General features: G+C 66.9%; 23 protein-coding genes and 1 pseudogene. 7 read left to right on the top strand and 17 right to left on the bottom strand.

Features of this window, described 5'->3' with window-relative positions; translation table 11 throughout:
• Window positions 1–216: 216 nt before the first annotated feature.
• The 3 genes from MH112_RS03255 to MH112_RS03265 all read right to left on the bottom strand — a co-directional run bounded on the left by MH112_RS03255 (window position 217) and on the right by MH112_RS03265 (window position 3,452).
• A complete protein-coding gene (locus MH112_RS03255) occupies window positions 217–633 on the bottom strand; it encodes a Zn-ribbon domain-containing OB-fold protein (protein WP_296563748.1) in 417 nt (138 codons plus the stop codon).
• 5 nt (window positions 634–638) lie between these two features.
• On the bottom strand, window positions 639–1,823 hold the full coding sequence (locus MH112_RS03260) for a thiolase domain-containing protein (RefSeq protein WP_296563750.1): 1,185 nt from the start codon (window positions 1,821–1,823) through the stop codon (window positions 639–641).
• Between the two features lie 147 nt (window positions 1,824–1,970).
• Window positions 1,971–3,452, bottom strand: coding sequence for an AMP-binding protein (locus tag MH112_RS03265; protein WP_296563752.1), 1,482 nt, complete (start codon window positions 3,450–3,452; stop codon window positions 1,971–1,973).
• 188 nt (window positions 3,453–3,640) lie between these two features.
• Between MH112_RS03265 and rraA the strand changes: the two genes are divergently transcribed.
• Entirely contained in the window at window positions 3,641–4,117 is a 477-nt protein-coding gene (gene rraA, locus MH112_RS03270; protein ID WP_296563754.1) for a ribonuclease E activity regulator RraA, read from the top strand.
• Between the two features lie 6 nt (window positions 4,118–4,123).
• Here the strand turns inward: rraA and MH112_RS03275 are convergent, their stop codons facing one another.
• Window positions 4,124–5,044, bottom strand: a complete 921-nt coding sequence (locus MH112_RS03275) for a hydrogen peroxide-inducible genes activator (protein WP_296563755.1) — start codon at window positions 5,042–5,044, stop codon at window positions 4,124–4,126.
• Window positions 5,045–5,114: 70 nt separating this feature from the next.
• Window positions 5,115–5,966 carry an aspartate/glutamate racemase family protein gene (locus MH112_RS03280; protein ID WP_296563757.1) on the bottom strand — a complete coding sequence of 284 codons (852 nt, stop codon included), beginning with the start codon at window positions 5,964–5,966 and terminating at the stop codon, window positions 5,115–5,117.
• A 136-nt stretch (window positions 5,967–6,102) separates the two neighbouring features.
• Between MH112_RS03280 and MH112_RS03285 the strand changes: the two genes are divergently transcribed.
• Complete coding sequence (locus MH112_RS03285; protein WP_296563760.1) at window positions 6,103–8,223, top strand: M3 family metallopeptidase; 2,121 nt, start codon at window positions 6,103–6,105, stop codon at window positions 8,221–8,223.
• A 69-nt stretch (window positions 8,224–8,292) separates the two neighbouring features.
• On the opposite strand, the gene MH112_RS03290 is transcribed toward MH112_RS03285, so the two are convergent.
• Together MH112_RS03290 and MH112_RS03295 are read right to left on the bottom strand one after the other, a co-directional pair.
• Window positions 8,293–9,072 carry an enoyl-CoA hydratase/isomerase family protein gene (locus MH112_RS03290; RefSeq protein ID WP_296563762.1) on the bottom strand — a complete coding sequence of 260 codons (780 nt, stop codon included), beginning with the start codon at window positions 9,070–9,072 and terminating at the stop codon, window positions 8,293–8,295.
• Window positions 9,069–10,235 carry an acyl-CoA dehydrogenase gene (locus MH112_RS03295; protein WP_296563764.1) on the bottom strand — a complete coding sequence of 389 codons (1,167 nt, stop codon included), beginning with the start codon at window positions 10,233–10,235 and terminating at the stop codon, window positions 9,069–9,071. The genes MH112_RS03290 and MH112_RS03295 overlap by 4 nt, the downstream gene beginning before the upstream one ends.
• 92 nt (window positions 10,236–10,327) lie before the next feature.
• Here MH112_RS03295 and MH112_RS03300 point away from each other — a divergent pair, with 92 nt between their 5' ends.
• A complete protein-coding gene (locus tag MH112_RS03300; protein WP_296563767.1) occupies window positions 10,328–11,551 on the top strand; it encodes a CoA transferase in 1,224 nt (407 codons plus the stop codon).
• A gap of 3 nt (window positions 11,552–11,554) precedes the next feature.
• On the opposite strand, the gene MH112_RS03305 is transcribed toward MH112_RS03300, so the two are convergent.
• From MH112_RS03305 to MH112_RS03320, 4 genes and pseudogenes are all read right to left on the bottom strand, one after another.
• On the bottom strand, window positions 11,555–14,380 hold the full coding sequence (locus tag MH112_RS03305) for a [protein-PII] uridylyltransferase (RefSeq protein WP_296563769.1): 2,826 nt from the start codon (window positions 14,378–14,380) through the stop codon (window positions 11,555–11,557).
• Between the two features lie 101 nt (window positions 14,381–14,481).
• Entirely contained in the window at window positions 14,482–15,537 is a 1,056-nt protein-coding gene (gene rhuM, locus MH112_RS03310) for a RhuM family protein (RefSeq protein WP_296563772.1), read from the bottom strand.
• Window positions 15,538–15,703: 166 nt separating this feature from the next.
• Window positions 15,704–15,865: a hypothetical protein gene (locus tag MH112_RS03315; protein WP_296563775.1), complete on the bottom strand. Its 162-nt coding sequence runs from the start codon at window positions 15,863–15,865 to the stop codon at window positions 15,704–15,706.
• Window positions 15,866–17,077: 1,212 nt separating this feature from the next.
• Window positions 17,078–17,296, bottom strand: a pseudogene (locus MH112_RS03320) (molybdopterin biosynthesis protein MoeB); the annotation flags it as partial.
• Between the two features lie 280 nt (window positions 17,297–17,576).
• Here MH112_RS03320 and MH112_RS14955 point away from each other — a divergent pair.
• Window positions 17,577–17,807 (top strand): energy transducer TonB, encoded by a 231-nt coding sequence (locus tag MH112_RS14955; RefSeq protein ID WP_365786074.1) that lies wholly within the window; start codon window positions 17,577–17,579, stop codon window positions 17,805–17,807.
• Here MH112_RS14955 and moeB read toward each other — a convergent pair.
• The gene (gene moeB, locus MH112_RS03325; RefSeq protein WP_296563777.1) at window positions 17,764–18,561 is read right to left on the bottom strand and encodes a molybdopterin-synthase adenylyltransferase MoeB; all 798 of its coding nucleotides are present in this window, start codon (window positions 18,559–18,561) and stop codon (window positions 17,764–17,766) included. The genes MH112_RS14955 and moeB overlap by 44 nt on opposite strands.
• 41 nt (window positions 18,562–18,602) lie before the next feature.
• Here moeB and hslV point away from each other — a divergent pair, with 41 nt between their 5' ends.
• Window positions 18,603–19,154 (top strand): ATP-dependent protease subunit HslV, encoded by a 552-nt coding sequence (gene hslV / locus MH112_RS03330; RefSeq protein WP_296563967.1) that lies wholly within the window; start codon window positions 18,603–18,605, stop codon window positions 19,152–19,154.
• A gap of 31 nt (window positions 19,155–19,185) precedes the next feature.
• Window positions 19,186–20,490: an ATP-dependent protease ATPase subunit HslU gene (gene hslU / locus MH112_RS03335; RefSeq protein ID WP_296563779.1), complete on the top strand. Its 1,305-nt coding sequence runs from the start codon at window positions 19,186–19,188 to the stop codon at window positions 20,488–20,490.
• Between the two features lie 10 nt (window positions 20,491–20,500).
• Here the strand turns inward: hslU and MH112_RS03340 are convergent, their stop codons facing one another.
• On the bottom strand, window positions 20,501–21,556 hold the full coding sequence (locus MH112_RS03340) for a lysine-2,3-aminomutase-like protein (protein ID WP_296563780.1): 1,056 nt from the start codon (window positions 21,554–21,556) through the stop codon (window positions 20,501–20,503).
• 48 nt (window positions 21,557–21,604) lie between these two features.
• Window positions 21,605–22,654: an EF-P lysine aminoacylase EpmA gene (epmA, locus tag MH112_RS03345; protein ID WP_296563782.1), complete on the bottom strand. Its 1,050-nt coding sequence runs from the start codon at window positions 22,652–22,654 to the stop codon at window positions 21,605–21,607.
• Between the two features lie 143 nt (window positions 22,655–22,797).
• On the opposite strand from epmA, the gene efp reads away from it, so the two are divergent.
• On the top strand, window positions 22,798–23,364 hold the full coding sequence (gene efp, locus MH112_RS03350) for an elongation factor P (RefSeq protein WP_296563784.1): 567 nt from the start codon (window positions 22,798–22,800) through the stop codon (window positions 23,362–23,364).
• 26 nt (window positions 23,365–23,390) lie between these two features.
• Here the strand turns inward: efp and MH112_RS03355 are convergent, their stop codons facing one another.
• The 3 genes from MH112_RS03355 to MH112_RS03365 all read right to left on the bottom strand — a co-directional run bounded on the left by MH112_RS03355 (window position 23,391) and on the right by MH112_RS03365 (window position 25,500).
• Window positions 23,391–24,905: a carboxylesterase family protein gene (locus MH112_RS03355; RefSeq protein WP_296563787.1), complete on the bottom strand. Its 1,515-nt coding sequence runs from the start codon at window positions 24,903–24,905 to the stop codon at window positions 23,391–23,393.
• Between the two features lie 81 nt (window positions 24,906–24,986).
• Window positions 24,987–25,268: a BrnA antitoxin family protein gene (locus tag MH112_RS03360; RefSeq protein ID WP_296563789.1), complete on the bottom strand. Its 282-nt coding sequence runs from the start codon at window positions 25,266–25,268 to the stop codon at window positions 24,987–24,989.
• Window positions 25,198–25,500 (bottom strand): BrnT family toxin, encoded by a 303-nt coding sequence (locus MH112_RS03365; protein WP_296563792.1) that lies wholly within the window; start codon window positions 25,498–25,500, stop codon window positions 25,198–25,200. Before MH112_RS03365 ends, MH112_RS03360 begins: the two co-directional genes overlap by 71 nt.
• Window positions 25,501–25,507: the final 7 nt, after the last annotated feature.

Consider the following 25,507-nt stretch of genomic DNA (forward strand, 5'->3'; position numbering starts at 1 on the left):
GGGAACTCCGGAAACACCGCCCCATAAGGGCACGGCCGGCTTGGCCCTGTCGAGCGCTGGTCGGCGGACGCTTGGCGCGCAGCGCTGTCTGAAAGCGGGGACACAAAGGACACGAAGGTTACACCAAGAGCACCAAGGTTGGGGTCGCCCCCGCTTCGTATCCTTGGCGATCCTTTGTGCTCTTCGTGTCCCCCTTAACACCGCATGCGGCGGTCCCTAGGCCGGGCTGAACACCGGCGCAGGCGGACCGTTCTCAGTCTCCTGGAATTTGACCTTCACCTTCTGGCCGATGGCGAGCTTGTCGAAGTCACAGTCCACGAAGTTGGTCAGGACAGCTGGGCCTTCGTTTAGGGTCACATAGCCGATGGCGTAGGGCCCGGTCGGCGAGCGGCGCATGACCGAAAAGGTGTAGATCACCCCCTCGCCCGGGCTCTCTTCCCAGACGGTGTCGTCGGAGAAGCAGATCGGGCACAGGCCACGGGGATACCAGTGGGCCTTACCGCAGCTGTTGCAGCGCTTGATCAGGAAGCGGCCCTCGGCGGCGGCGTCCCAGAAGGGCTTGGACTCGATCGTCACCGGCGGGGCCGGGATCTTGCGGGCCTGCGCCTCGGGGGCGGTTTTTGTATCGCTCATGAGACCTACTCCCGTTCCATGATGAGGGTGGCCGCGCCGTGGCGCGTGCCCAGCGAGCCGCCAGTGCCGTGGGCGATGGCCAGGTCACAGTTGGGGACCTGGACCTTGGGATGGGCTTCGCCGCGCAGCTGACGCACAGCCTCGATCACCTTGGTGATGCCGCCGCGGTTGGTGGGGTGGTTGTTGCAGAGCCCGCCGCCATCGGTGTTGAAGGGCAGCTTGCCGACCCCTGAGATCAGATTGCCGTCGGCCACGAACTTGCCGCCCTGGCCCTTTTCGCAGAAGCCCAGGTCTTCAAGCTGCATCAGCACGGTGATGGTGAAGCTGTCATAGATCGAAGCGTACTTCATGTCGGACGGCTTCACGCCGGCCTCGTCAAAGGCCATCGGTCCCGACCACAGGGCGCCGGAATGGGTGAGGTCGAGATCATGGCCGCCCATGGGCCCCTTGGGGCTTTCCCCGGCGCCGATGATCTTCACCTTGGGCCGGTTCAGGCTTCTGGCGATCTCCGGGCTGGTGACGATCAGGGCACCGCCGCCGTCGGTGACCACGCAGCAGTCCAGACGGTGCAGGGGATCGGCAATCATCGGCGAGTTCAGCACATCCTCAACGGTGACCACATCCCTCAGAAAGGCGTGCTCGTTCCACTGGGCGTGATGGCTGGCGGCGACCTTGATCCAGGCCAGCTGCTCAGACGTGGTGCCGTACTCGTACATGTGACGCATGGCGCACATGCCGTAGGTATTGTGGGTGGTGCCGCCGTAAATGTTCTCAAAGCCGGCTTCCGGGGGGCCGTCGGTGAGCTGACCAGGGCGACCCGCGCCGCCGAAGCCGCCGAACTTCTGCTGCCGGGGACGGCCGGCAAGCGTGATCAGGGCCACCTTGCACTTGCCCGCGGCGATGGCCTGAGCGGCATGGCCCACATGCAGGATGTAGGACGAGCCGCCGGTCTCGGTGGAGTCCATGTGGCGGACGTTCCGCAGGCCCATATAGTCGATCATGGACATGCCGCCGAAGCCTGGGGCGTCGCCGGCGCAGAAATAGCCGTCCACATCGTCCTTGGTGAGCCCCGCATCGGCCAGGGCACCCTTGGCGCTTTCGGCATGGATCTGGGGGGTGGATATGTCGGGGGCGTCCCGGAGCGGATGCTCGTAGGCGCCCATGATGTAGGCCGTGCCTTTAATGCTCATGTCCCTTCCCGGATTATGGTTCTATTCAATGGGGGTGGCCTTATCCGTGCCGGTGCCCGGTGTCATCCCTGGTGATGAGGTGCGGTCGACCTCGTCCCTCGAGGCTCGCCTCGAAGGACGCCTCCGGCCCCCCTCCAGCAAGCCGCTCTAGGCCGGCGGCTGCGCCGTCAGCGCCTCGAGTCGGGCCTCGCGCAGGGCCGAGCGGCGGACCTTGCCGGCGTCGTCCCGCAGGGGCTCGTCGATGAACTCATAGGTCCGGGGCTGCTTGTAGGTCACCAGCCGCGACGACAGATAGTCCCGCAGCTCAGCGTCCGTGGTGGGCCGGCTCACCTGCACGATGGCGTGGATCTTGTTCCCCAGATCGTCGTCGGGAATCCCGATCACCGCACAGGACATCACCGCCTCGTGCTCATCCAGCGCCGCCTCGATCTCGGCCGGATAGACGTTGGAGCCCCCCACCAGGATCATGTCGGTCCGGCGGTCGGCCAGGTATAGATAGCCGTCCTCATCGAACCAGCCGATGTCGCCCAGGCTCTCCCAGCCGCCGGGCAGGGTCTTGGCCGTGGCGCCGAGATACTTGTAGGACGGGCCCGCGCCCTCCGGCCGGCGCATATAGATTTCGCCGACTTCCCGGGGGGGCAGGGGATTTCCCGCCTCGTCCATGGCGATCATTTCACCCATGCGGACCTTGCCCACCGAACCCCGGTGTTCCAGCCATTCGGTGCCGGAGATGACCGTGGAGGCCTGGGCCTCGGTGCCGGCATAGAGCTCCTGGATCACCTCGCCCCCCAGCCAGTGAATGAAGGCCTCCTTCAGCCAGGGCGGGCAGGGGGCGGCCAGGTGCCAGAGGGTCTGCAGGGAGGACAGGTCGTGGCGGGTCCGAACCTCTTCGGGCAGGTGCCAGATCCGGTTCATCATGGTCGGGACCATATAGACCCAGGTGGCCTTCCAACGGGCGATCTCGGCGAGGGTCTTTTTGGGGTCAAACCGGGGCATCACCACGATGTGGGCCCCCATATTGATGGCCGACATCATCATGCCGAAGCCGGCATTGTGATAGAGCGGGGCGGGCAACAGCGCGATGGAGTCCGCCCGCAGCTGCCAGCCCCCCACCTCAGGAACCTCCGCCGTGGTTACCCCGGGCTGGCCGGCCAGGATCAGTTTCGGGCGACCCGTAGAGCCGCCACTGGTGGGCGCCTTGGACACCGGCGCGATCACGTCAGGCAGGTCAGACTCATCCTCGGCCAAGGCGGCGATGGCGTCGATGCTGACCAGGGGCCGGTCGATGGCGTGATCAAAGGCGGCGATGACGATGGGGGTGTTGGCCAGCTCCATGATCGCCTCGAGCTCGGCCTTGGGCAGGCGAAAGGACACCGGCTGCGGCGTTGCGCCGACCTTCCAGAGTGCCCAGCAGGCCTCCACAAAGCCAATGCCGTTGGGCAGGCCAAGGGTCACCAGATCCCCCTGCTTGACCCCCAGGGCCAGGAGCCCCCGTGCCAAGCGATTGGTGCGCCGATGGAACTGGCTGTAGGTGAGGGTGTCGTCCCCGCTGGACACTGCCGGCGCGTCGGCCTTGTCCTTCGCCAGCTGCGCCAGGCGCGCGCTCAGGGAAATCATCTCGTCAGCCATGGTCTCGTCCCTGGAAATGGTCTGGCCGCGGCTCGTTCTGGCGTCCGCGGTCCTGTGAAATGGTATGCCGCCCAATGTGGTGGTGGCGGCGAGAGTTTCCCTCAGCCCGGCCTCGACTGGCAAGGGTCTGGAAGAATTTGCCCCAGCCCGGTATGAGCCGGTGAAGCCCAACCTTTCAAGGCCGTCCCATGTCTGAGGCCCCCTCCACCGCCGACCTGTCCGATGAGAACGAAGGCCGCGCCCAGGTCCTGCGCCTGCAGCTGCGCGACCTGGGCGGCCGGCGGACCTTTTCCGGCCTGATCCGCACCGTGCGCTGCCATGAGGACAATTCGAAGGTGAAGGCCATTCTGGCGACGCCGGGGCATGGGGCCGTGCTGGTGGTGGATGGGGGCGGTTCGCTCAACTGCGCCCTGGTGGGCGACCTGATCGCCCAGAGCGCGGTGGACCATGGCTGGGCCGGGGTGGTCGTGAACGGGGCGGTGCGCGATGCCCCAGTGCTGGCGACCCTCGACCTGGGGGTCAAGGCGCTGGGGACCATGCCACTGCGCAGCGTCCGCCGGGATCTGGGGGAGGCCGATGTGCCGGTGGCCTTTGGCGGGGTGATCTTCAAACCGGGCGATCGGTTGTTCGCTGACGGCGATGGGGTGGTGGTGCTGCCAGCCTAGGGGGCCTCACACCGTCAGGGGCGGGTCCACCACCTCGCGCATGATGTCGGCCAGAAGCCGGCCTTCGGCTGCCCGGCTGGAGCCGGCGCGCCAGGCCACCACAATCTCCCGGCTCGGATGGTCGGTGGCCAGCGGCCGGATGGTGATGTCGGCGGCATCGGTCAGTCCGGCGGCCACGGCCATGGCCGGGAGGAAGCTGACGCCGAGGCCTGATCCCACCATCTGCACCAGGGTCGGCAGGGAGGTGGCGGCAAAGGGACCATCATCGGTATTGGCCCGGGGGGCCTTCAGGCCGCAGGCGGCCAGGGCATGCTCACGCAGACAGTGGCCGTCCTCCAGCAGAATCATCTCGGCCCGCTCCAGCTCATCGGGGGGCGTTGCACTCATCTTGGCCAGGGGATGGTTGGCCGGCAGGGCGGCCACCAGTTCATCGTCGGCTACATGGGCGAGGTCGAGCCCCGCTGTTTCATAGGGCAGGGCGATCAGGGCCGCGTCCAGCTGGCCAGCCTTCAGGCCGGCAATCAGCCGCGCGGTCAGATCCTCCCGAAGGAACAGGCGCAGCTCCGGATAGCGGGCCCGCAACAGGGGAAAGGCCCTTGGCAGCAGGAAGGGGGCGATGGTCGGGATCACCCCGAGACGAAACCGCCCTGACAGGGGCTGCCCGACCCGGCGGGCCTCCTGAACCATTTCCTCGGCCTCGTTGAGAATGGTGGCGGCCCGACGCAGGGCTGCCTCGCCCACGGTGGTGAGGATCACCCCAGTGCGTGCCCGGTCGACCACCGGTGCCCCCAGGGTCCGCTCCAGTTCCTGAATGCCCGCCGAGAGAGTCGGCTGAGTCACATGGGCGGCCTCCGCGGCACGTCCAAAGGCACCATGCTCGGCCAGGAGCTTCAGATATTGCAGTTGGCGAACGGTGGGCAGGATCATGACCGAATTATAGAACAGCCCTATCAAGTCGGCAAAACGTATCGAAGAAACCTAGCGCCTCGCTCGGGAGCTAGGCCGGCTCGAAGGCGAGCGGGCCCTCCCAGAAGGTTTCCACCAATAGGTGCTGGGCACCGGGGCGACCGGTGGTCAGGAATCGCCGCAGACCGCCGGTGCCAGGGTCGAGCTCTGGATGCCGCTCGAGATAGCTGGCCAGGGCCAGGGCCGTGGCGTCGGGTTGGTGGATCAGTGGCGTGCCGGGCTTGAGCGCTGCGCGGAAAATGTCGGCGATGATCTCATAATGGGTGCAGCCCAGAATCGCCCGGTCAGGCGCCCGACCGATGCGAGCGGTGATGTTTGCCACATGGGCCTCCACCGCCTGGGCCAGCTCCACGGCGCCGGCATTGTCCTCGATCATGCGGGCCAGGTCGGGGCAGGGCTCGACGAAGACGGCGACATCCTGCCGGCGCTTGTCGATCTCGATCTCATAGACCCGGCTGCGGGCCGTAGCCGGGGTGGCGAAGACCGCCAGAATGTCCAGCTTCTCCACCTTGTCGCCGCGGCGCTCGGCCTCATGCTCCCAGGGCAGCCCGGTGGCCGCTTCGATGGTCGGCACGATCAGGCCCAGCACATTGACGGGTCGGCCAAGCTCACGCCGGCGTTGCGGGAGCCAGGTCTGCTGCAGGCGGCGCAGTGCAATAGCCGAGGCGGTGTTGCAGGCCAAAACCACAAGATCGCAGCCCTGGTCGAACAGACGCTCGCAGCCGGCCCTTGTCAGCTCGACGATCTCTTCGCCGGCCCGGCCGCCATAGGGGGCGTTGGCCTGGTCGGCCAGATAGATCAGATCGGCGCTGGGGAGGTGTTCCGCCAGCTTGCGGTGGACGGTCAGCCCGCCCACACCGGAATCAAATACACCAATGGCCATGTCTGGCCTTTAGCCTCCCCTTGCCTGTCTCGCCAGGGGTGAGGCATGTGACATTACAAGCCTGTCATGTGACGTTCAGGCGGGAGGTGCCTAAGGTCGCGCCAAACGTCCCCCTTGATGAGACCGGAGTTCCCCCATGGATCGGCGCATGTTCCTGGCTGTGTCGAGCGCCACGCTCGCCGCTGCCGCCCTTCCGCTCACAGCCTTCGCCGCCGACGGCACCCCTCTGCTGGCCCCCTGGACCGGCCCCTTTGGCGGGGTGCCGCCCTTCGACAAGGTCAAGATCGCCGATTTCGCCCCGGCCCTGGAAGCCGCCATGGCCCAGGAGCTGACGGAGATCGAGGCCATCGCCGGCAACCCTGCTCCGCCGACCTTCGAGAACACCATCGCGGCCCTTGAGCGTGTCGGCGCGGCGGGCGAGCGCGTGGACACCATCTTCTGGATCTGGGGCAGCACCCTGTCCAATCCGGAGGTCCGGGCGGTGGAGACGGCCATGGCGCCGAAGATGTCGGCCCACGCCGACAAAATCCTCCAGAACGCCAAGCTGTTTGCCCGCGTTGAGCAGGTTTATGAGGCCCGCGAGAGCGCCGGTCTGACGCCGGAACAGCAGCGTCTGACCTGGAAGCGCTGGAACGCCTTTGTCCGCGCCGGCGCCAAGCTCGACACCACCGCCAAGGCTCGGGTGGCCCAGATCAATGGGGAGCTGGCCCAGGCCTTCACCAGTTTCAGCCAGAACCTGCTGGCCGACGAGACCGACTATGTTCTCTATCTGAAGACCGAGGCCGAGCTGCGGGGCCTGCCGGAGGACGTTCGCGCTGCTGCGGCTGCGGCGGCCACCGAGCGCAACCGCCCCGGCGAATTCGCCATCCTGAACACCCGGTCCTCCATGGACCCCTTCCTGACCTATTCCGAGCGCCGGGATCTGCGGGAAAAGGTCTGGCGCACCTTCTACAGCCGCGGTGACAACGGCGACGCCCATGACAACAACGCCCTGATCCGGAAGATCCTGAAGCTGCGGGCCGAGCGGGCCAAGCTGCTAGGCTATCCGACCCATGCCCACTGGCGCCTGGAGGCGGCCATGGCCAAGACGCCGGACGCGGCCATGGCGCTGATGATGCGGGTCTGGCCCTCGGCCATCGCCCGGGTCGCCGAGGAGGTGGCCGAGATGCAGGCCATTGCCGATGCGGAAAAGGGTGGTGTGAAGATCGAGCCCTGGGACTACCGGTACTATGCCGAGAAGGTCCGGACCGCCCGCTACGCCCTCGATATGAACGAGGTGAAGGCCTATCTGCAGATGGACCGGCTGGTGGACGGCATGTTCTGGGCCGCCGGCGAGGTCTTTGGCATGAGCTTCGCCCCGGTGACCGACGTGCCGGTCTATCATCCCGATGTCCGGGTCTGGGAGGTGAAGCGCAACGGCGGCCACCTGGGCCTGTTCTACTTCGATCCCTATGCCCGCACGGGCAAGCGGTCGGGGGCCTGGATGAACGCCTATCGCAGCCAGCAGAAGATGGACGGGGTCATCACCCCGATCGTCTCCAACAACTCCAACTTCGTGAAGGGGGCTGCGGGCCAGCCGGTACTGATCTCCTGGGACGACGCCACGACCCTGTTCCACGAGTTTGGCCACGCCATCCATGGCCTCTTGTCCAACGTCACCTACCCGTCCCTGTCCGGCACCCGAGTGCCCCGGGATTATGTGGAGTTCCCCAGCCAGGTCTATGAGGCCTGGCTGCCGACCCGCCAGGTGCTGAGCCAGTTTGCCCTGCATCATGAGACCGGCGCGCCCATGCCCGAGGCCCTGGCCCAGAAGATCGAGCAGGCCTCCACCTTCCGTCAGGGGTTTGAGGTCACCGAGTATCTGTCCTCGGCCCTGATCGACATGCAGCTGCACCTGGCCGGCGACGCCGACATCGATCCCGACGCCTTCGAGCGGGAGGAACTGGCCAAACTCGGCATGCCCCGGGAACTGCCCATGCGCCATCGCACCCCGCAGTTCGCCCACGTCTTCGCCTCCGACGGCTATTCCGCCGGCTACTATTCCTATCTCTGGGCTGAGGTCCTGTCGCAGGACGCCGTCGAGGCCTTCGAGGAGGCGCCCGGCGGGCTCTATGACAAGGACGTGGCCCAGCGCCTCACCGACCACATCATGTCGGTGGGCGACACGGTGGATCAGGCCGAGACCTATCGCGCCTTCCGCGGTCGGGACCCCGATGTGGGGGCCTATCTCCGCGACAAGGGCTTCCCGGTCAGCTGAGGGGTTCTGCGCGCCGCGGGCCTTGAGGCTCGCTGCGCGCGTACCTGAGCCTCAGGCGGGCGGCGGGCCTTACCGCCCCTTGAAGCGGCCGAGGCGTCGCTCGTTCACGGCCGCCACGCCTTCGGCGAAGTCCTCCGTGGCCCGCAGGATGGTCTGCTGCTGATGCTCATGGGCGGTGGCGGCGACGACGGCCTCAGCCAGCTTACCGCGGGTGGTCTTGCGGGTGGCGACCACGGCCAGGGGGGCGTTCTCCGCCAGCTCGGCGGCGAGCGCAAAGGCCGACTGGCGCAGCTCCTCATGGGGAACCAGTTCATCCACCAGACCCCAGGCCAGGGCCTCGTCGGCCCGCACCCGCCGGCCGGTGAGGAACATCAGGTCGGCCCGCTGGGCACCGATCACCCGGGGCAGGGTGTGGGTCAGACCAAAGCCCGGATGGAAGCCCAGCTTGACGAAATTGGCCGAGAACCGCGCCTCAGGGGCGGCGACCCGAAAATCGGCCACCAGGGCGAGGCCAAGGCCAGCCCCCACGGCGGCGCCCTGGACGGCGGCGACGATGGGCTTTTCCACCGAAAACAGTCGCGCGGCCTGGTCATAGAGCTCGGAGACCCCGTCCATCCCCGACCCGCCAATGCCGGTGGGGGAGGCGAGGTCGGCGCCGGCGCAGAAGGGCTTGCCCTCCGAGGCCAGCACCGTGGCGCGCACGGCGGGGTCGCGGTCGAAGGCCAGCAGGGTGTCGGCGATATCGCGGACCAGATCCACCGAAACATGGTTGGCGGGCGGGCGATGGAAGATCAGCTGGGCCACATGGTCCTGGACGCTGATGACGAGATGATCGGACTTGGTGGTCATTTGCGGGTTCCCAGAAGATTGCGGGCCACCACCCATTTGTGGACTTCGGTGGGGCCGTCATAGATGCGCATGGTGCGCAGGCGCGCGGCCATGAGCTGCAAGGGCAGCTCCTTGGTCATGCCCATGGCGCCGAAGGTCTGCATGGCGTGGTCGACCACCTCCCAGGCCATCTCCGTGGCATAGGCCTTGATCATGGAGATCTCCACCCGGGTGTCGCGGCCCTGGTCGAGTTTCCAGGCGCAGTCATAGGTCATCAGGCGGGCGGCGTGGATGCGGGTGGCGGCGTCGGCCACCCACCACTGGATGGCCTGGCGCTCTGACAGGGGCGAGCCGAAGGTGGTCCGCTGCGGGGCGTATTCCACCATCATGTCCAGGGCCCGCTGGGCCATGCCGATGGACCAGGCGGCCATCTCGATCCGCCGGGTGCCCAGGCGGATCTGCATGGGGGCAAAGCCCGCACCCTCCTGGCCGAGCAGTTTCCAGCCCTCGACCCGGCAATCCTCCAGCACCACCTCATAGGTGGACTGGCCGCCGATCATCGGGATCTGGCGCAGGACGTGGAAGCCCGGGGCGTCCCGGTCCACCAGAAAGGCCGAAATGCCGCCCCGGGCGCGCTTTTCGCCGTCAGTCACCGCCATCAGGATGGTGAAGTCTGCGTCGGCGGCCCGGGTGATCCAGATCTTGCGGCCGTTGATGATCCAGTCGTCCCCGTCGCGGACAGCCCTTGTGGTCATGGCTGAGGGGTCAGCCCCGGCACCGGGCTCGGAAATGCCGATGGCCGAGACCGTCTCGCCGCGCACATAGGGGGCGAGATAGGCCTCGCGCTGCCGCTCGTTCACCGTCGCCATGAGCATGCGCAGGTTCGGGCTGTCTGGGGGCAGGGTGTAGGGGGTGATGGTTCGACCCAGCTCCTCACCGACGCCGACCATGGCCACGAAGGGCAGGTCCGAGCCGCCCACATCCTCCGGGGCGTCCAGGCCCCAGAGGCCCAGCTCCTTGGAGATCTGATCCAGGCGGGCGTGGTCCTCAGCCCCCAAGGACAGGCCCTGGCCCTTGGCCTCCCGATCCAGCACCCCGGCCTCCAGGGGCATCAGCTGATCGCGGACAAACCGGGCGGTCAGTTCCTTGAGCATCCGATGCTCGTCGGACAGTTGAAATTCCATCGCACGCTCTCTTCAGGTCACTCAGATCGTCGCTTGGCGCAGCGCCAGGGCCACAGCATAAGCACGCATAGGGACCATATCGGAGAACGTCCATGGCGGAAGGCAAGCAACTGGGTCAGTCGGCGACCGGACCCCTTTCGGGGGTCCGCATCCTCGACCTGACCAGTGTGGTGTTCGGGGCCTACGCCACCCAGATCCTCGGGGACCAGGGCGCCGATGTGATCAAGCTGGAGGATCCGGGCTCGGGCCGCGGCGACGGCGGCGATATCATGCGCTGGGCCGGCCATCCCCCAGAGGGCGCGCCCAAGGACCTCGGCCCCATCTTCCTGACCATCAACCGCAACAAGCGCTCGGCCCTGGTGGACCTGCGCGACCCCAAGATCCGCCCGGCCCTGGAGGCCCTGATCGCCAGCTGCGACGTGTTCGCCGCCTCGGTCCGCTATGAGGGTCTCAAGCGGCTCGGTCTCGACTATGAAACGGTGAAAAAGCTTCGCCCCGACGTGGTCTATGTCCATGCGGCAGGCTACGGGTCTGAGGGCCCCTATGCGGGCGAGCCGGCCTATGACGACTTGATCCAGTCGGCCTCAGGGCTCGCCGATCTCCTGCCCCGCACCGACGGTGATCCTACCCCGCGCCTGCTGCCGACCCTGGCGGCCGACAAGGTCTCGGGCCTTTTCATGGCCCAGGCCATCACCGCGGCCCTGTTTCACAAGGCCCGCACCGGCGAGGGGCAGTTCGTCGAGGTGCCGATGCTGGAATGCGTCACCAGCTTCAATCTGGTGGAGAACCTCTATGACCACGCCTACGAGCCGCCCACCGGCCAGTGGTCCTACCAGCGGGTGACCAACCCCCACCGCAAGCCCTTCAAGACCAAGGACGGCTATATCGGTCTGCTGCCCTATACCGACAAGCAGTGGGACCAGTTCTTCGCCGTGGCCGGCTGGACCGAGACGGTGGCCCAGGACCCGCGCTTTGCCGACTATGCCGAGCGGGCCAAGCACACCCATGAGCTCTACGCCATGGTCGAGGATGTCACCTCCACCAAGACCACCGCCGAGTGGCTGACCCTGCTCAAGGGCCTGTCGATCCCGGTGCAGAGGACCAACCGGTTTGAGGATCTGGAAAACGATCCGCACCTTAAGGCCGTTGGCCTGTTCGAGCCCTACGACCACCCGCATCTGGGCCGCTACAAGGCCATCCGCCCGCCGGTGAAGTTCGAAAAGACCCCGTCCAACATCCGCCGCCACCCGCCCCGCCTGGGGGAACAGACTGCCGAGATCTTCGCCGAGGTGACCGGCGGGGACGACCGGGGCTGAGCCTTACCGGGCGATGCTGGCCGGGGCCCGTTGCAGGCCCGAGCGGTTGCGGATCCGGGCGGCGTCGCCCTCATTGAGGGCGGCCAGCAGGGCGGTCTTCAGGGGGGCGAGCGCCTTGGTTTCCGTCACCTTCCAGCCCGCCGCGTCGGTGACATAGAAGGCGTCCACCGCCCGCTCCCCATAGGAATCGATATGGGCCGAGGTGATGGAGAGGCCGGCGTCGGCGATCGTATTGGCCAGGGCCGTCAGGAGGCCCGGCCGGTCGCGGCCTGAGGCTTCAACGATGGTGGCGCTTTCTGAGGCCTCATTGTCGATCAGCACCGTAGACTTGATGGCAAAGGCTGCCGTGCGGGCCTCGCCCCCGGCCCGGGGCGCTTCCCCATGGGGCATGACCCCCCGGGCGGCGGCCTCCAGCTGTTCGGCCAGCTTGGGCAGGGCCTGGGGATTGTCCTGGCCAAACGGCCGGCCGGTGATGTCCTGCAGATAGAAGACGTCCAGGGCCTGGCCCTGGCGGGAGGTAAAGACCCGCGCCCCCAGGACGCTGGCCCCGGAGACGGTGATCGCCCGGGTCAGGTCCGCAAACAGCCGGGTGCGGTCCTTGGCGGCGACCACCAGTTCGGCGGCGTTGAGGTCCTCGCGCACATAGCCCATGGCTGCCGCGCCCTCCGCATGGGCCCGCTGGGATACCGCCGCATGGATGGCGATCTCGTCCTGACCAAAGCCCGTGAAATAGGCGTCCTCCATGGCCTCGCCCCAGGCCACGGCGGCGGGGTCGGCCTCGGTCAGGCGGGCGCGGATCTCGGCGGCGGCGAAGGCCTGGCGCTGGCGCACCACGGCCACGGCGTCATCGGCCCGCCCGCCCCGGAACACCGCTGAGGCCGAGGCGTAGAGATCGCGCAGAAGCTGGCCTTTCCAACCGTTCCAGACGCCGGGACCCACGGCGCGGATGTCGGCCACAGTCAGCACCAGCAACAGGCGCAGACGCTCAGGGGTCTGCACCATGCGGACAAAGTCGGCCACCGTCCGGGGGTCGGAGATGTCGCGCTTCTGGGCGTAGTCGCTCATCTCCAGGTGATGCTCCACCAGCCAGGCCACCAGGTCGATGCGGGCCCGGGGCAGGCCCAGCCGCTCGCAGGCCGCCCGGGCCGAGCGGGCGCCGGCCTTTTCCTGGCCGCCGGCCACGCCCCCCTTGCCGGTGTCGTGCAGCAGCATGGCCAGGAAGAGGACGTCCTTTTCCTGGATCTGCGGCATCAGGGCGGTGGCCAGGGGGTGCTCGTCGGCCATCCGCCCGCCGGCGATGTCGGCGATCACCCCCACGGCCCGCAGGGTGTGCTCGTCCACCGTATAGGAGTGGTACATGTTGAACTGCATCTGGGCGACGATGCGGCCAAACTCCGGCAGATAGCGGCCGAGCACGCCGGCCTCGGTCATCAGGGTCAGGGTCCGCTGGGGATCACGGCCCCCGGCCAGGATATCCAGGAAGATCTTGGCGGCCTTGGGGTCGCGGCGCATCTTCGAGGTGATCAGGGCCAGTGACCGGGTGGCGGCGGTAAAGGCGTCGGGATGCAGGTCCAGGTCCCGCCGGTCGGCGATCTGAAACAGCCGCAAGAGGTTGAGCGGATCGGCCTCGAACACCTCGGGCCCGTCCACATCCAGGCGCCCGCCCTCCTCGATGAAGCCCTCCACGTCCAGGGGCTTGCGGGTGGATTTGCGACCGCCGGGGAACAGCCGCGAAATGCCCCGCGGCGCGGACTTGACCCGTTCGGCCTCCAGCTTGGCGGCGAACACCCGGGTGAGCGCGCCGACCTCCTTGGCGATCAGGAAGTAGCGCCGCATGAAGCGCTCGACGGCCGGGTTGTCGGCCCGGTCCCCATAGCCCATGCGCTGGGCGATCTCCGGCTGCAGGTCGAAGGTCAGGCGCTCTTCGGGGCGGCCGGTGGCGAAATGCAGGTGGGCGCGCACGGCCCAGAGGAAGTCAAAGGCCCGGATGAAGGCGCGGATTTCCCGGCCCTCGAACATTTCCAGCTGCGGCACCCCGTCCACCGGCTTGGACGGGTTCAGATATTCGGCGATCCAGAACAGGGTGTTGAGGTCCCGCAGGCCCCCCTTGCCCTCCTTCACATTGGGCTCGACCATATAGCGGCTGGCCCCGGCCCGGGCCTGGCGCTCATCGCGCTCCTTGAGCTTGGCGGCGACGAACTCCGCGCCGGTGCCCTTGACCACCTCATTACGGAACCGGGTGGTCAGCTCCTGGGCCAGGGCCTCGTCGCCGGTCAGGCGCCGGGACTCCAGGATCGAGGTGCGGATGGTGAAGTCTTCCCGGGCGAGTTTGACGCACTCGTCCACCGTGCGTGAGGCATGCCCCACCTTGAAGCCCAGATCCCACAGGGCATAGAGCATGTACTCGATCACGCTCTCCACATGGGCGGTCTGCTTGTAGGGGCGCAGGAACAACAGATCGAGGTCGGAGAACGGCGCGAGGGTGCCCCGCCCATAGCCCCCCACCGCCATCAGGCACAGGCGTTCCCCCTCGGTGGGATTGCGCGCCCGGATCATGTGGACGGTGGTGAAGTCATAGAGCGCCGTGACCACCTCGTCGGTGACCCCGGACAACAGCCGCGCGGTCTCGATGCCGCCGGCCCCATTCTCCAGCCGCTCCTTGGCAATCATCCGACCGCGAAACAGGGCCTGTTTGAGGATCTCCAGCGCGCGGCGGCGCTGCTCGGCCTCATCGCCCGCCGCATCCAGGGCTGCGGCCGACAACTGCGCCCGCAGCCGCACCCCATCGACGACATATTCCAGGCGGGTGGGTTTGAGACGAGGGGGCATGGGCTCTGGGGGCTGTGGCGGCGCATTACAGCATATAGGCTCTCAGCCTTCGCCCGTCAGGTCGAGGGGTTTGGGCGCGCTATCTGGTTCGGATGCAGCCCCTAGTCAGGCTGCTTGGCGCGACGCGGCTTGGGCAGCCCCTTGGCGGCGTCCTTCAGGGCGGCATAATCCTCGTCGGCTCGCTGCTTGGCTTCAGCGCGGCGCTGCTCGGAGAAGCGTTGGTATTGCGTCTTGGCGTGCTGGTCGGCGCTCTCCTTAGAGACGGGACCACCGCCGCCCAGCACCAGACGGCCGAGTTGCCGAAGATTGCGGTCGAGGATTTCGCTCGCCTGCCCCATGGTCGTGAGCCGGCCGAGGTCGAGCTGATCTTCGAATATGCTCAGCAGGATGTCGGTGAGCCGGTTCAGCTCTTTGATCTCTGGCGGCCGGAGGAAGTTTTTCGCGACCGTCACATCGTTTGAACGGACATGGTCGCCCGACCACGCCTGAAGGCCCATATTGTCCTCCAAGGCGTTAGCGCGGGATTTGATGACCTGCGCCGGCGTCAGGTTGGTCACCGCGTAACAGAGCTTGGCCTGGGTGTTCCGATAGAACTCGCGCCATGAGTCCGACTTTGGATCGTAGTCCTGGCACATGGCGCAGATGTTGCGAATCTCCGCGTAGAGGTTCGCTTCTGCGCTTCGGATGTCGCGGATGATCTCGCGCAGTTCCGCCGCGCGGTCCTGCTCGGCGGGATTCTTCAGCCGCTCCACGTCGACCACGAAGCCCTTCGTGGCAAAGCGGACCAGCACGTCCGTCGCCCACCGCCGAAAGAGCGTGGCCTGCGCGGAGCTTACCCGGTAGCCCACCGAAATGATGACATCGAGGCTGTAGAGCGAGACCGGCTTCGTCGAGTGAGCAATGTGCACGCTTTGCACATTGCTCTCCTGTGGCAACTCACCCTCTCCGAAGATATTCCCGATGTGCCGGGCGATGACCGAAACGTCGCGGCCGAAGAGGTCAGCCATTTGCGCTCGGGTCATCCACAGCGCGTCACCCTCATAGCGCAGCTCGATCCGAACGCCCTTCTCCGTTCCGTAGACGAGGAAGCGGTCGCCGGTATCGGCGTCTTCGAAGAGTTGCACGGGCTCATCGCCCGACGGGTCAGGTCTCGACATGGAGTAAGGTCTCGGCGACTTTACGGGCGAGAACGATAGTAGAACATCGTCCCCCGTCTGGGCAATGGCGCTATCGTTTGCCAGGTCAGCGCCGACCCGCAAGACCAGCCGAGACCATCCTTCACAGACAGTCACAGAGCCAGCGTTCGGGCCGTTCCGACCAGCCTCAGCCCGGCCCTGCGCCGCAGACGGGACAAGTCAGGTCGCCGCCAGTGTGCACCGTGCGGGCCTCGGCGACCCCCTCCAGCGCTGCGTCCGACAACTGCGCCCGCAGCCGCACCCCATCGACGACATATCCCAGGCGGGTCGGTTTGAGACGAGGGGGCATGGGCTCTGGGGGCTGTGGCGGGGCAGGTACAGCAGATAGGGGATTGGCGTGGGCGCGTCAGGTCGAGGCTTGGGGGGTAAGCCCCTAGCCCGCTAGCGTGGCATTGCTGGCCGCTTTTGTGCGCTGAAGACGTTGGCGCCCAAAGCGGCGTTGGGCCGAGTTTGCGACAGTTCCACACTCCATCCTCGGAAATTTCGCACAATACCCATGTTGCCCATGAAGGCTGCGGGTTGAAATCCTACGTCAGTAACAACCCAAGGGGAGAAGGCCGAAGGCGCGCCCAATGCACTCGCTGCGTCATCTCTGGCGCCAGTTTCCGAAACAAGGGGATCAAACTGGCAAACGATCTTTCGTTGCCAAGGACCCCTCCCCCAAGATCGGTGATGGCTCGTCGGAATCATTATTTTCATTACGTGGGGACCGACCGTCACCGTCTTTGCTGCGGTTCTGCGAACTACTGAGGTGTGGATCGATGCGACGTGTGCCGCGAGCTGAAGCTCGTTTAACCGTTGTAAAATCGGCGCTTCTGAGCGGGCTTCATCTATCGTCGCACGAGTTGGGATGGTGCCTATCATCGCCTCCCGCCCAGCTTTGTCTGTCGATGGCCGCATCGTCATCATAGGGGCCTTCAGTGTCCCCTCGGCTCCATCGAAGGCAATTAGGAGAGGGGTGAACCGATTGCGGTAGTATCTGTACCCGACGGCCATGATCTCGACCTGATCACCACCCGGAGTCGCTCGGAGCCGATTCCTAAGCCCAAATAGAATTTGATTAATCCGCTTTCGGCCAGGGCGTTGGCCGCCCACCATGGGTATGCCCCCGGAGTCGTCCGCAACTATAGGCGCACCCCATAGCTCTTGGGCAAGCCATTGGTCAGTTGGGATTCGATCCAAATAGGCCACACCAGTGTATCCGAATACAAGAACGCAATCCGAACTAATAAAAATCACCGACTTATTAGACGAGGGATCAAATATTCTGGTTGGGTGCCCGCGCCGGCTGACGGTGATCATGCGGTCGCTGACCATCACAGCAAAGTAGCGCGACGCCGTTGCGATCACCAATGTCACAGTGGCAACCCCGATCCATGCACCAGCGCCCACTGAAAATGCGAACTGGATTCAAATTCCAGTCTAGGCCCTAAGATGTCGACACTGAAGCCTCTTGCTGCTTTCTCGGCCACTTTCTGAGGTGGATATCGCGCAGCTCCCCCTAGCCTCGCTGCCCCCTACACACCACACACCCCGGATCAGCGCCAATCCGCACCGTCCGCGTCTCTGCGGCCAGGCCGTCATGGATCAGCAGCCGGCCCTCCAGCGCCGCCCCCGCCCCCGAGATCACCTTGATCGCCTCCAGGGCCATCATGGAGCCGATGACGCCGGCGAGCGCGCAGATGAAGCCGACGGCGGCGCAGGTTTCGGCGTCGGGGGGATGGCCGGGAGCAGGCGCTGTTCGAAGGTCTGGCTGATGAGGATGTCAGCCCGGCCTGTCTAGCGGTCGTTGACTAAGGCCAAGCTATCCATTTGAACTTAGGCGAGCATCAGCTCGCAAGACGCGCGAAGGTTGGGTGGCTGATGGACATTCTGCGCACGGCCCGTTTCTCGACGCGGTTCGCGGTCACCTCCGCTGCGACACCAGAAAGGCACTGATGTCTTGGCTCCTTCTTTTCTTGCTGATGGCGACGCCGGAGACCATGACAACGGAAGCGCCGATGGCGGCGCCTGCCCATGATCAGCCCGGTCAGGTGGTTCTGATCTGCACAGTGGTTGCCAACGCTAAGCTTGATGACTGCACCGTCCAGAGCGAAAGCCCGGCTGGCGCTGGATTCGGCGAAAAGGCGATAAGGGCGTCAAAGGAAATGAGGTTCAGGGGACCGGTCGGTGCCAGAGTGAAGATTCCTATGACCTTTCGTCCCCCGGAATCAGAGGACTCGGAGCGATAGGCTGAACGCCTACCTCCCCGCCCCCACACACCGCACACCCCGGATCAGCCCCAATCCGCACCGTCCGCGTCTCCGCGGCCAGGCCGTCATAGATCAGCAGCCGGCCCTCCAGCGCCGCCCCCGCCCCGGTGATGACCTTGATCGCTTCCAGCGCCATCATGGCGCCGATGACGCCGGCCAGGGCGCCGATGACGCCGACGGCGGCGCAGGTCTCGGCGTCGGGGGGGATGGCCGGCACCAGGCACTGGTAGCAGGGCTGGCCTTTGAACACGCCGACCTGGCCGGTCCAGCGGCCGAGGGCGCCGGAGACCAGGGGCTTGGCGTGGGCCACGCAGGCGGCGTTGACCGCAAAGCGGGTGGCGAAGTCGTCGGTGCCGTCCAGCACCAGGTCGGCGCCGGCGATCAGGGGCCCGGCGTTGGCGCTGTCGAGGGCCAGGCGCACAGGGTTGATCTTCACATGCGGGTTGAGGGCGGACAGCTGGGCTGCGGCGGCCTCCACCTTGGGCGTGCCCACGTCTGCGGGGCGATAGATCACCTGGCGTTGCAGGTTGGAGAGGTCAGCGGCGTCGGGGTCCACCAGGGTGATCTGGCCGACGCCGGCAGCGGCCAGATAAAGCGCAGCGGGCGCGCCCAGGCCGCCGGCGCCAATGATGAGCACATGGGCGGCCTTCAGCTTCTGCTGGCCCGGCCCGCCCACTTCCCGCAGCACCAGATGGCGGGCGTAGCGCTCAACCTCGGCGTCGGAAAATTCCATGGCGCTTGACCTCACCTGCCCTGGTCGCCACATCCCGGCGGATGTCGCAGACAAATCCCAACTTCCCCGACTGGCACGGCACGACCATCCTGGCGGTGCGCAAGGATGGCCAGACCGTCATCGCCGGCGACGGTCAGGTCTCCATGGGCCAGACCGTGGTCAAGGGCAACGCCCGCAAGGTCCGCACCCTGGCCGGCGGTCGCGTCCTGGCCGGGTTCGCCGGGGCCACGGCGGATGCCTTCACCCTGATCGAGCGGCTTGAGACCAAGCTCGAACAGTACCCCGAACACCTGGCGCGGGCCTGTGTGGACCTGGCCAAGGACTGGCGCACCGACCGCTACCTGCGCAAGCTCGAAGCCATGCTGCTGGTGGCCGACAGGTCCGCCATCTACACGGTCACCGGGGTCGGCGACGTGCTGGAGCCGGAAAGCGGCGTGGCGGCCATCGGGTCTGGCGGCAACTATGCCCTGGCGGCTGGCCTTGCCCTGATGGACTCAGGCCTCACCGCCGAGGAGGTGGCCCGCAAGGCCATGGGCATCGCCGCGCGCATCTGCGTCTACACCAATGGCGAGCTGACGGTGGAGCGCCTTTAGGGCGCTGATCAGGCTCAAACCTTGTGAACCCATGACAGACTTCTCCCCCCGCGAGATCGTTTCCGAACTCGACCGCTTCATCGTCGGCCAGCAGGACGCCAAGAAGGCCGTGGCCGTGGCCCTGCGCAACCGCTGGCGGCGCCGTCGCGTGCCTGAGGCCCTGCGCGACGAGGTGACGCCCAAGAATATCCTGATGATCGGCCCCACCGGCGTCGGCAAGACCGAGATCGCCCGGCGGCTGGCCAAGCTCGCCAACGCGCCGTTCCTCAAGGTCGAGGCCACCAAGTTCACCGAAGTGGGCTATGTCGGCCGCGATGTGGACCAGATCGTGCGGGATCTGGTGGAGAGCGCCATCGCCATGGTCCGCGACAAGCGCCGCGCCGCCGTCGCCGCACGGGCCGAGGCGTCGGCCGAGGAGCGCCTGCTGGACGCGCTCACCGGCCCCGGCTCCACGGCGGCCCGCGAGAGCTTCCGCAAGAAGCTGCGGGCCGGCGAGCTGGACGACAAGGAGGTCGAGCTGACCCTGGCGGAGTCCGGCGGCATGCCCCTGTTCGACGTGCCGGGCCAGCCCGCAGGGTCCATGGGGGTGCTGAACCTCTCCGACATCATGGGCAAGGCCTTTGGCCAGGGCCGCACCAAGACCCACAAGACCACCGTGATCGGCGCCTGGGCGCCGCTGATCGCCGAGGAAAGCGACAAGCTGCTGGACCAGGAGGCCTTGACCCAGGAGGCCCTGCATCTGGCCGAGAACGACGGCATCGTCTTCCTCGATGAGATCGACAAGGTGGCCAGCCGGTCGGACCGGGCTGGTGCCGATGTGAGCCGCGAAGGGGTGCAGCGCGACCTCTTACCCTTGATCGAGGGGACCACGGTGTCCACCAAGTACGGGCCGGTGAAGACCGACCACATCCTGTTCATCGCCTCGGGCGCCTTCCATGTGGCCAAGCCCTCGGACCTCTTACCCGAACTGCAGGGCCGCCTGCCGATCCGGGTGGAGCTGAAAGCGCTGACGCGGGATGACCTGCGCCGCATCCTCACCGAGCCCGAGGCCAATCTGATCCGTCAGAACCAGGCGCTGCTGGCCACCGAGGGGGTGACGCTGACCTTCACCGAGGAAGCCATCGATGCCCTGGCCGATTCGGCTGTGGCCGTGAACGGCTCCCTGGAGAATATCGGCGCCCGACGCCTGCAGACGGTGATGGAAAAGGTGCTGGAGGAGATCAGCTTCACCGCCGCCGACAAGGATGGCGAGACGCTCACCGTCGACGCCGACTATGTCCGCGAGCGCCTGGGCGGCCTGACCGGGGACACCGACCTGTCGCGCTACATCCTCTAGGGCTCAGCCCTTAGGTAGAATGGGGCGGCGGATAGGCGTGCCGGACCCCTTGCGGGTCCTCGACCTCGTATGCGCCGTCGGCCCCTTCGATATAGGCCGGGCCGATGGGCGACTTGCCGTAGCCCCCGGGGATGTCCAGCACATAGGTCGGCTGGCAGAGGCCCGAATAGTCGCCGCGTAAGCTGCGCATCAGGGCCTGGCCTTCTGAGATCGGCACCCTTAAGTGGCTGGTGCCCGGCGCGAGATCCCCCTGGTGCAGATAGTAGGGCTTGATGCGGGTTTCGACGAAGCCGCGCATCAGGGCACCCAGGACCGCCGCATCGTCATTGATCCCGCGCAGCAGCACGCTCTGGCTGACCATGGCGATCCCTGCGTCGATCATCTTGGCGCAAGCCGCGCGGGCCTGCGGCGTCAGCTCATCGGGGTGGTTGGCGTGCAGGGCCACATAGACCGCCTTGCCGGGCGCGCTCAGGGCCGCGACCAGCTCGTCGGTCACCGCGGCTGGATCGACCACCGGCAGGCGGGTGTGGAAGCGCACCACCTTCACATGGTCGATGGCGGAAAGGCCGGCCATAAGCTCAGAGAGCCTTCGCGGCGACAGCACCAGGGGATCGCCGCCGGTGACGATGACCTCCCAGATCTCCCTGTGGTCGGCCAGATAGGCGAGCGCGTCGGCCAGTTCGGCGGGCGTCAGGGCGCCTTCGCCCCCTGGCCCCACCATCTCCCGGCGGAAGCAGAAGCGGCAATAGACCGCGCAGACATGGGTGATCTTCAGAAGCGCCCGGTCGCCATACCGATGGACGATCCCCTTGACCGGCATATGGGCGTGATCGCCGATGGGATCGGCCCGCTCCTCGGGCTGGATGTCCAACTCGGCGGGGTCCGGCAGGTACTGGCGGGAAAGCCCCGGCCCACCCTTGGCGATCTGCTGGGCCAGATAGGGGGTGATGGCCACGGCGTAGCGGGCGGCCACAGCCTCCAGGGGGGCAATGTCGGCAGGCGCAATCAGCCCGGCCTCGGCCAGGGCCGAGGGCGTGCGCAGGGTCTTGGTGGCCGGGCTCGTCATCGGCGGCATATGGCTGAGATGGGGCCGGCCTGCAATGGAAGCCCCCTGTCAGACCTGCGCCACCGGGGTCCAGATCACCTGTTCGATCCGCTGGGCGCCCGACGCCAGCATCACCAGACGGTCAAAGCCAAGCGCCGCCCCACTGGCGGGTGGCATGTGGGTCAGTGCCGCCAGAAAGTCTTCGTCGATGGGATAGCGCTCCCCATAGACCCTGGCCTTCTCGTCCATCTCGGCGTCGAAGCGGCGGCGCTGTTCGGCAGGGTCGGTGAGCTCGCCAAAGGCGTTGGCCAGCTCCACCCCGCAGGCATAGAGCTCGAAGCGTTCGGCCACCCGAGGATCGCTGGCCTTGGGGCGGGCCAGTGCGGCCTCGGCGGTGGGATATTCACAGAGGATGGTGGGCCGGCCAAAGCCCAGGTTGGGCTCCACCTTCTCCACCATGATCCGGCTGAAGATATCGGCCCAGGTGTCGTCGGCCGCCACCCGGATGCCTGCCTCGGCTGCCACGGCCGCCAGGGCCGCCCGATCGGTGGTTCCGTCCTCGCCCACCGTGGCCAGGAGGTCGATGCCGGCGAAGCGCGCATAAGCCTGGGCCACGCTCACCCTTTCTGGCTCGGCGAAGGGATCCGCCACAGCGCCCCGCCAGGTCAGCGTCCGGGTGTCCAGGGTCTGGGCTGCCAGGGCCAGCAGTCGGGCGCAGTCCTCCATCAGGGTCTCGTAAGCAGCGTGCGTCCGGTACCATTCCAGCAGGGTGAACTCCGGATGGTGCAGGGGTCCACGCTCCCGGTTGCGCCACACCCGGGCCAGGTCGAAGATCTTCGTCTCCCCAGCCGCCAGCAGCTTCTTAGCCGCGAATTCCGGGGAGGTGTGCAGGTGCATGGCGCTGCGCTGTCCATCGGGCCCGATGGCCTCTGTGGAAAAGGCGTGCAGGTGGGCCTCATTGCCCGGGGAGACCTGCAGGGCGGCGGCCTCTACCTCGGTGAAACCCTGGTCCTCGAACCAGCGGCGCACGGCCTTGGTGATGGCGCTACGGGCGGTCAGGAAGGGCCGGCGATCCTGGTGCGCGCCCTTGTCCCACCAGGGTGTGGTCGTCTGCGTCATGGGAGAAGCTGTCCGGGGGAAGGGGAAAATGGGCGCAGACGCTGGCGAAAACGCCTGCGATCCTATAGGTGCCCGTGAACCTTTAGAGGTTTTGAGATCAAGCGGGCCCCTGCCGGCCCGACCAGGTTTGAGGAAGACATCACGTGAAGGTCGCCGCCAGCTCGCTCCGCAAGGGTAATGTCGTCGATATGGACGGCAAGCTCTACGTGGTCCTGACCGTCGAGAACATCCATCCCGGCAAGGGCACGCCGGTGACCCAGCTGAACATGCGCCGCATCTCCGATGGGGTGAAGGTGTCCGAACGCTATCGCACCACCGAGCAGGTGGAGCGGGCCTTTGTGGAGGAGCGGGAGCACACCTACCTCTACAATGACGGCGAGGGCTATCACTTCATGAACCCGGAGAACTACGACCAGCTCGTGGCCCCGGAAGACGTGATCGGCGACGCCAAGGTCTATCTGCAGGACGGCATGAAGGTGCAGCTTTCCACCCATGAGGGGGTGCCGATCGCCATCTCCCTGCCGTCTCGGGTGACGGTGGAGATCACCGACACCGAGCCGGCGATGAAGGGCCAGACGGCCTCATCCTCCTACAAGCCGGCCATGACCGATGTGGGACTGCGGGTCATGATCCCCCCCTACATCACCGCGGGCACCCGCATCGTCGTCCTCACCGAGGACGGCTCCTATGTGGAACGCGCCAAGGACTAAGCCGCCGCCTTCGCGCCCGCCGCCGGCTACTGCGCCGGCAGGGCCAGGGTGGGCAGGGTGAACTGTTCCAGGGCGTCGAAGGGGCGCCTGGAAAAGCCCTGGCGCACACCGGTCTCGGCGCCGAACTCCAGCAGCTGGTCCTCCACCGGGCTATAGGCGGGCCAGGGCTGGCCCTCGCACTGCGGGGTTCCCGTCCGGGCAAAGGCGACCCAGCAGCCGTGCATCAGCCGGGCCATGGCCCGATCTTCTGCCCCGACCATGCTCTCAGGGGTGCGGCGGCCCCAGTACTCGAACACATACTGGATCTCGGCGGCGTGGTGGGCCCGGCTCAGCATTCCCCGGAACCGCTCGCCCACATAGGAGAAGTGGTAGAGATAGGCCGGGGCGCCACCGGACGCCTGGCTAGCGACCCAGCGGGCCGGGGCACCGAACACCCGGTCGGTGAACACCGCCCGGCCAAAGGCCTCGTCACCCTCACCTGCGGCATCTGGATAGAAGGCCCTGGCCATGGGGGGCAGGCCAGCGGCGAACCGCGCCCCGCCGCCGGGTCCGCCGAGCAGGCTGTCCTCGCCATTGTTCCAGCCGATGATCAGCGGCACATCGGCGGCCTGGCCGGCGGCGAAAGCCTGGCTTGCGGTCCGGGGCAGGAGGCGGCCATCGGGGAAGGGGCCGAAGTCCCCCTCGACCGTCTTGATCAGGCTATCGACGGGGACGGCCCGCAACTGGGCCACTGTGGCCCTGGGGGGCAGGCCGAGCTTTTCACCGGCGGCGACGCCGATCTTTTCCTGGGCCGCCAGATTGTCTGGCTCAAACCAGCCGCCCCCGGACTGGACGATAGCTTTGTGGAACAGGCCCTTGGCCTCTGGGGTGGCGAGGATCGCCAGGGTGCTCATGCCGCCGGCGGATTCGCCAAACACCGTCACATTGTTCGGATCGCCCCCAAAGGCGGCGATATTGCGCTGGACCCACTTCAGGGCCGCGATCTGGTCCATCAGACCATAGGACCCCAGCGGCGCTTTGGCCCCGGCCGCCTTGGTCAAGGCGGGGTGGGCGAAGTAGCCCAGGGGGCCAAGCCGGTAATTGATGCTCACCAGCACCACCCCGTCCCGGGCGAAGTTCTGACCGTCATAGACCCAGCCGGCGCCGGTACGGTGCGAGCCCCCATGGATCCAGACCATGACCGGGGCGGGTTTGGCCCCGGGGCTCGACAGGGGGGCGAAGACGTTGAGCTGCAGGCAGTCCTCGCTCATGGGGCCATTGGCGCCACCGGCATTGGGGGCACCGTCCTCGCGCATGGGCTGGGGACAGGAGGGGCCCGCGGCCACCGCCGGCCGGGTCCCACTCCAGGGGGCGGGCGCCTGGGGCGGGGCCCAGCGCAGCGCCCCTACCGGGGCGGCGGCGAAGGGGATATTACGGAAGATCTGTGCCCGCGCGGTGGCTTCCCCGGCCAGGACCCCGCTCTCGACGGTGGCCCGCACCGTCTCGGCGCCGGCCGGCGTCCCCAGGAGCGCGATGGCCGCCGCTACAACCCAAGCTCGCATGGTCAAGATTCCCTCCCTGTCCGGGAGGGGAGGAAACGGGGCGGCGGCGGCGGGGTCAAGGGGGTTGAGTTTCGGAGGGTCTTAGACCCCGACCGCCTTGCGCAGGAGGTCGTTGATCCGGCTCTGCCAACCTGGTCCCGTGGCCCGGAGCTGGTCCAGAAGGTCGCTGTCCAGACGCAGGGTCACCTGGCGCTTCGGATTGTCCAGCGGTGGGCGTCCGCGTTTCGTCAGGGTGCCGGAGGCTGGGCGCAGAATCCGGTCACCGTCTCGCAATTCGGCCCGCGACAGAACCTCATCGGACCATTCGACCGCCTCGTCCGGATCCGTCCAGCCAGGGGGCGTAACGTCGCTGCTCGCGGTCATTGCATTTCCTCATTGAGATGACATGGCGCGCCTCGATCCGAGGCGTCCAGACCACCATCACCATTCGTCCCTTCAGCCAGCCGATGCTTTGAAAGCGTGGCTCTCCATAATCTTGCCGGTCATCTCTCAGGGTCAGGTGTCGGCCGGCGAAGACCTGATGGGCGTCGGCAAAGTCCAGACCCCGGTGAGTTAGGGTGTCGGCTCGCTTACCTTCGTCGAAGCTGATCTCCATCCAGCGA

This window comes from Phenylobacterium sp. (assembly GCF_022402485.1).
GTDB lineage: Bacteria > Pseudomonadota > Alphaproteobacteria > Caulobacterales > Caulobacteraceae > Phenylobacterium.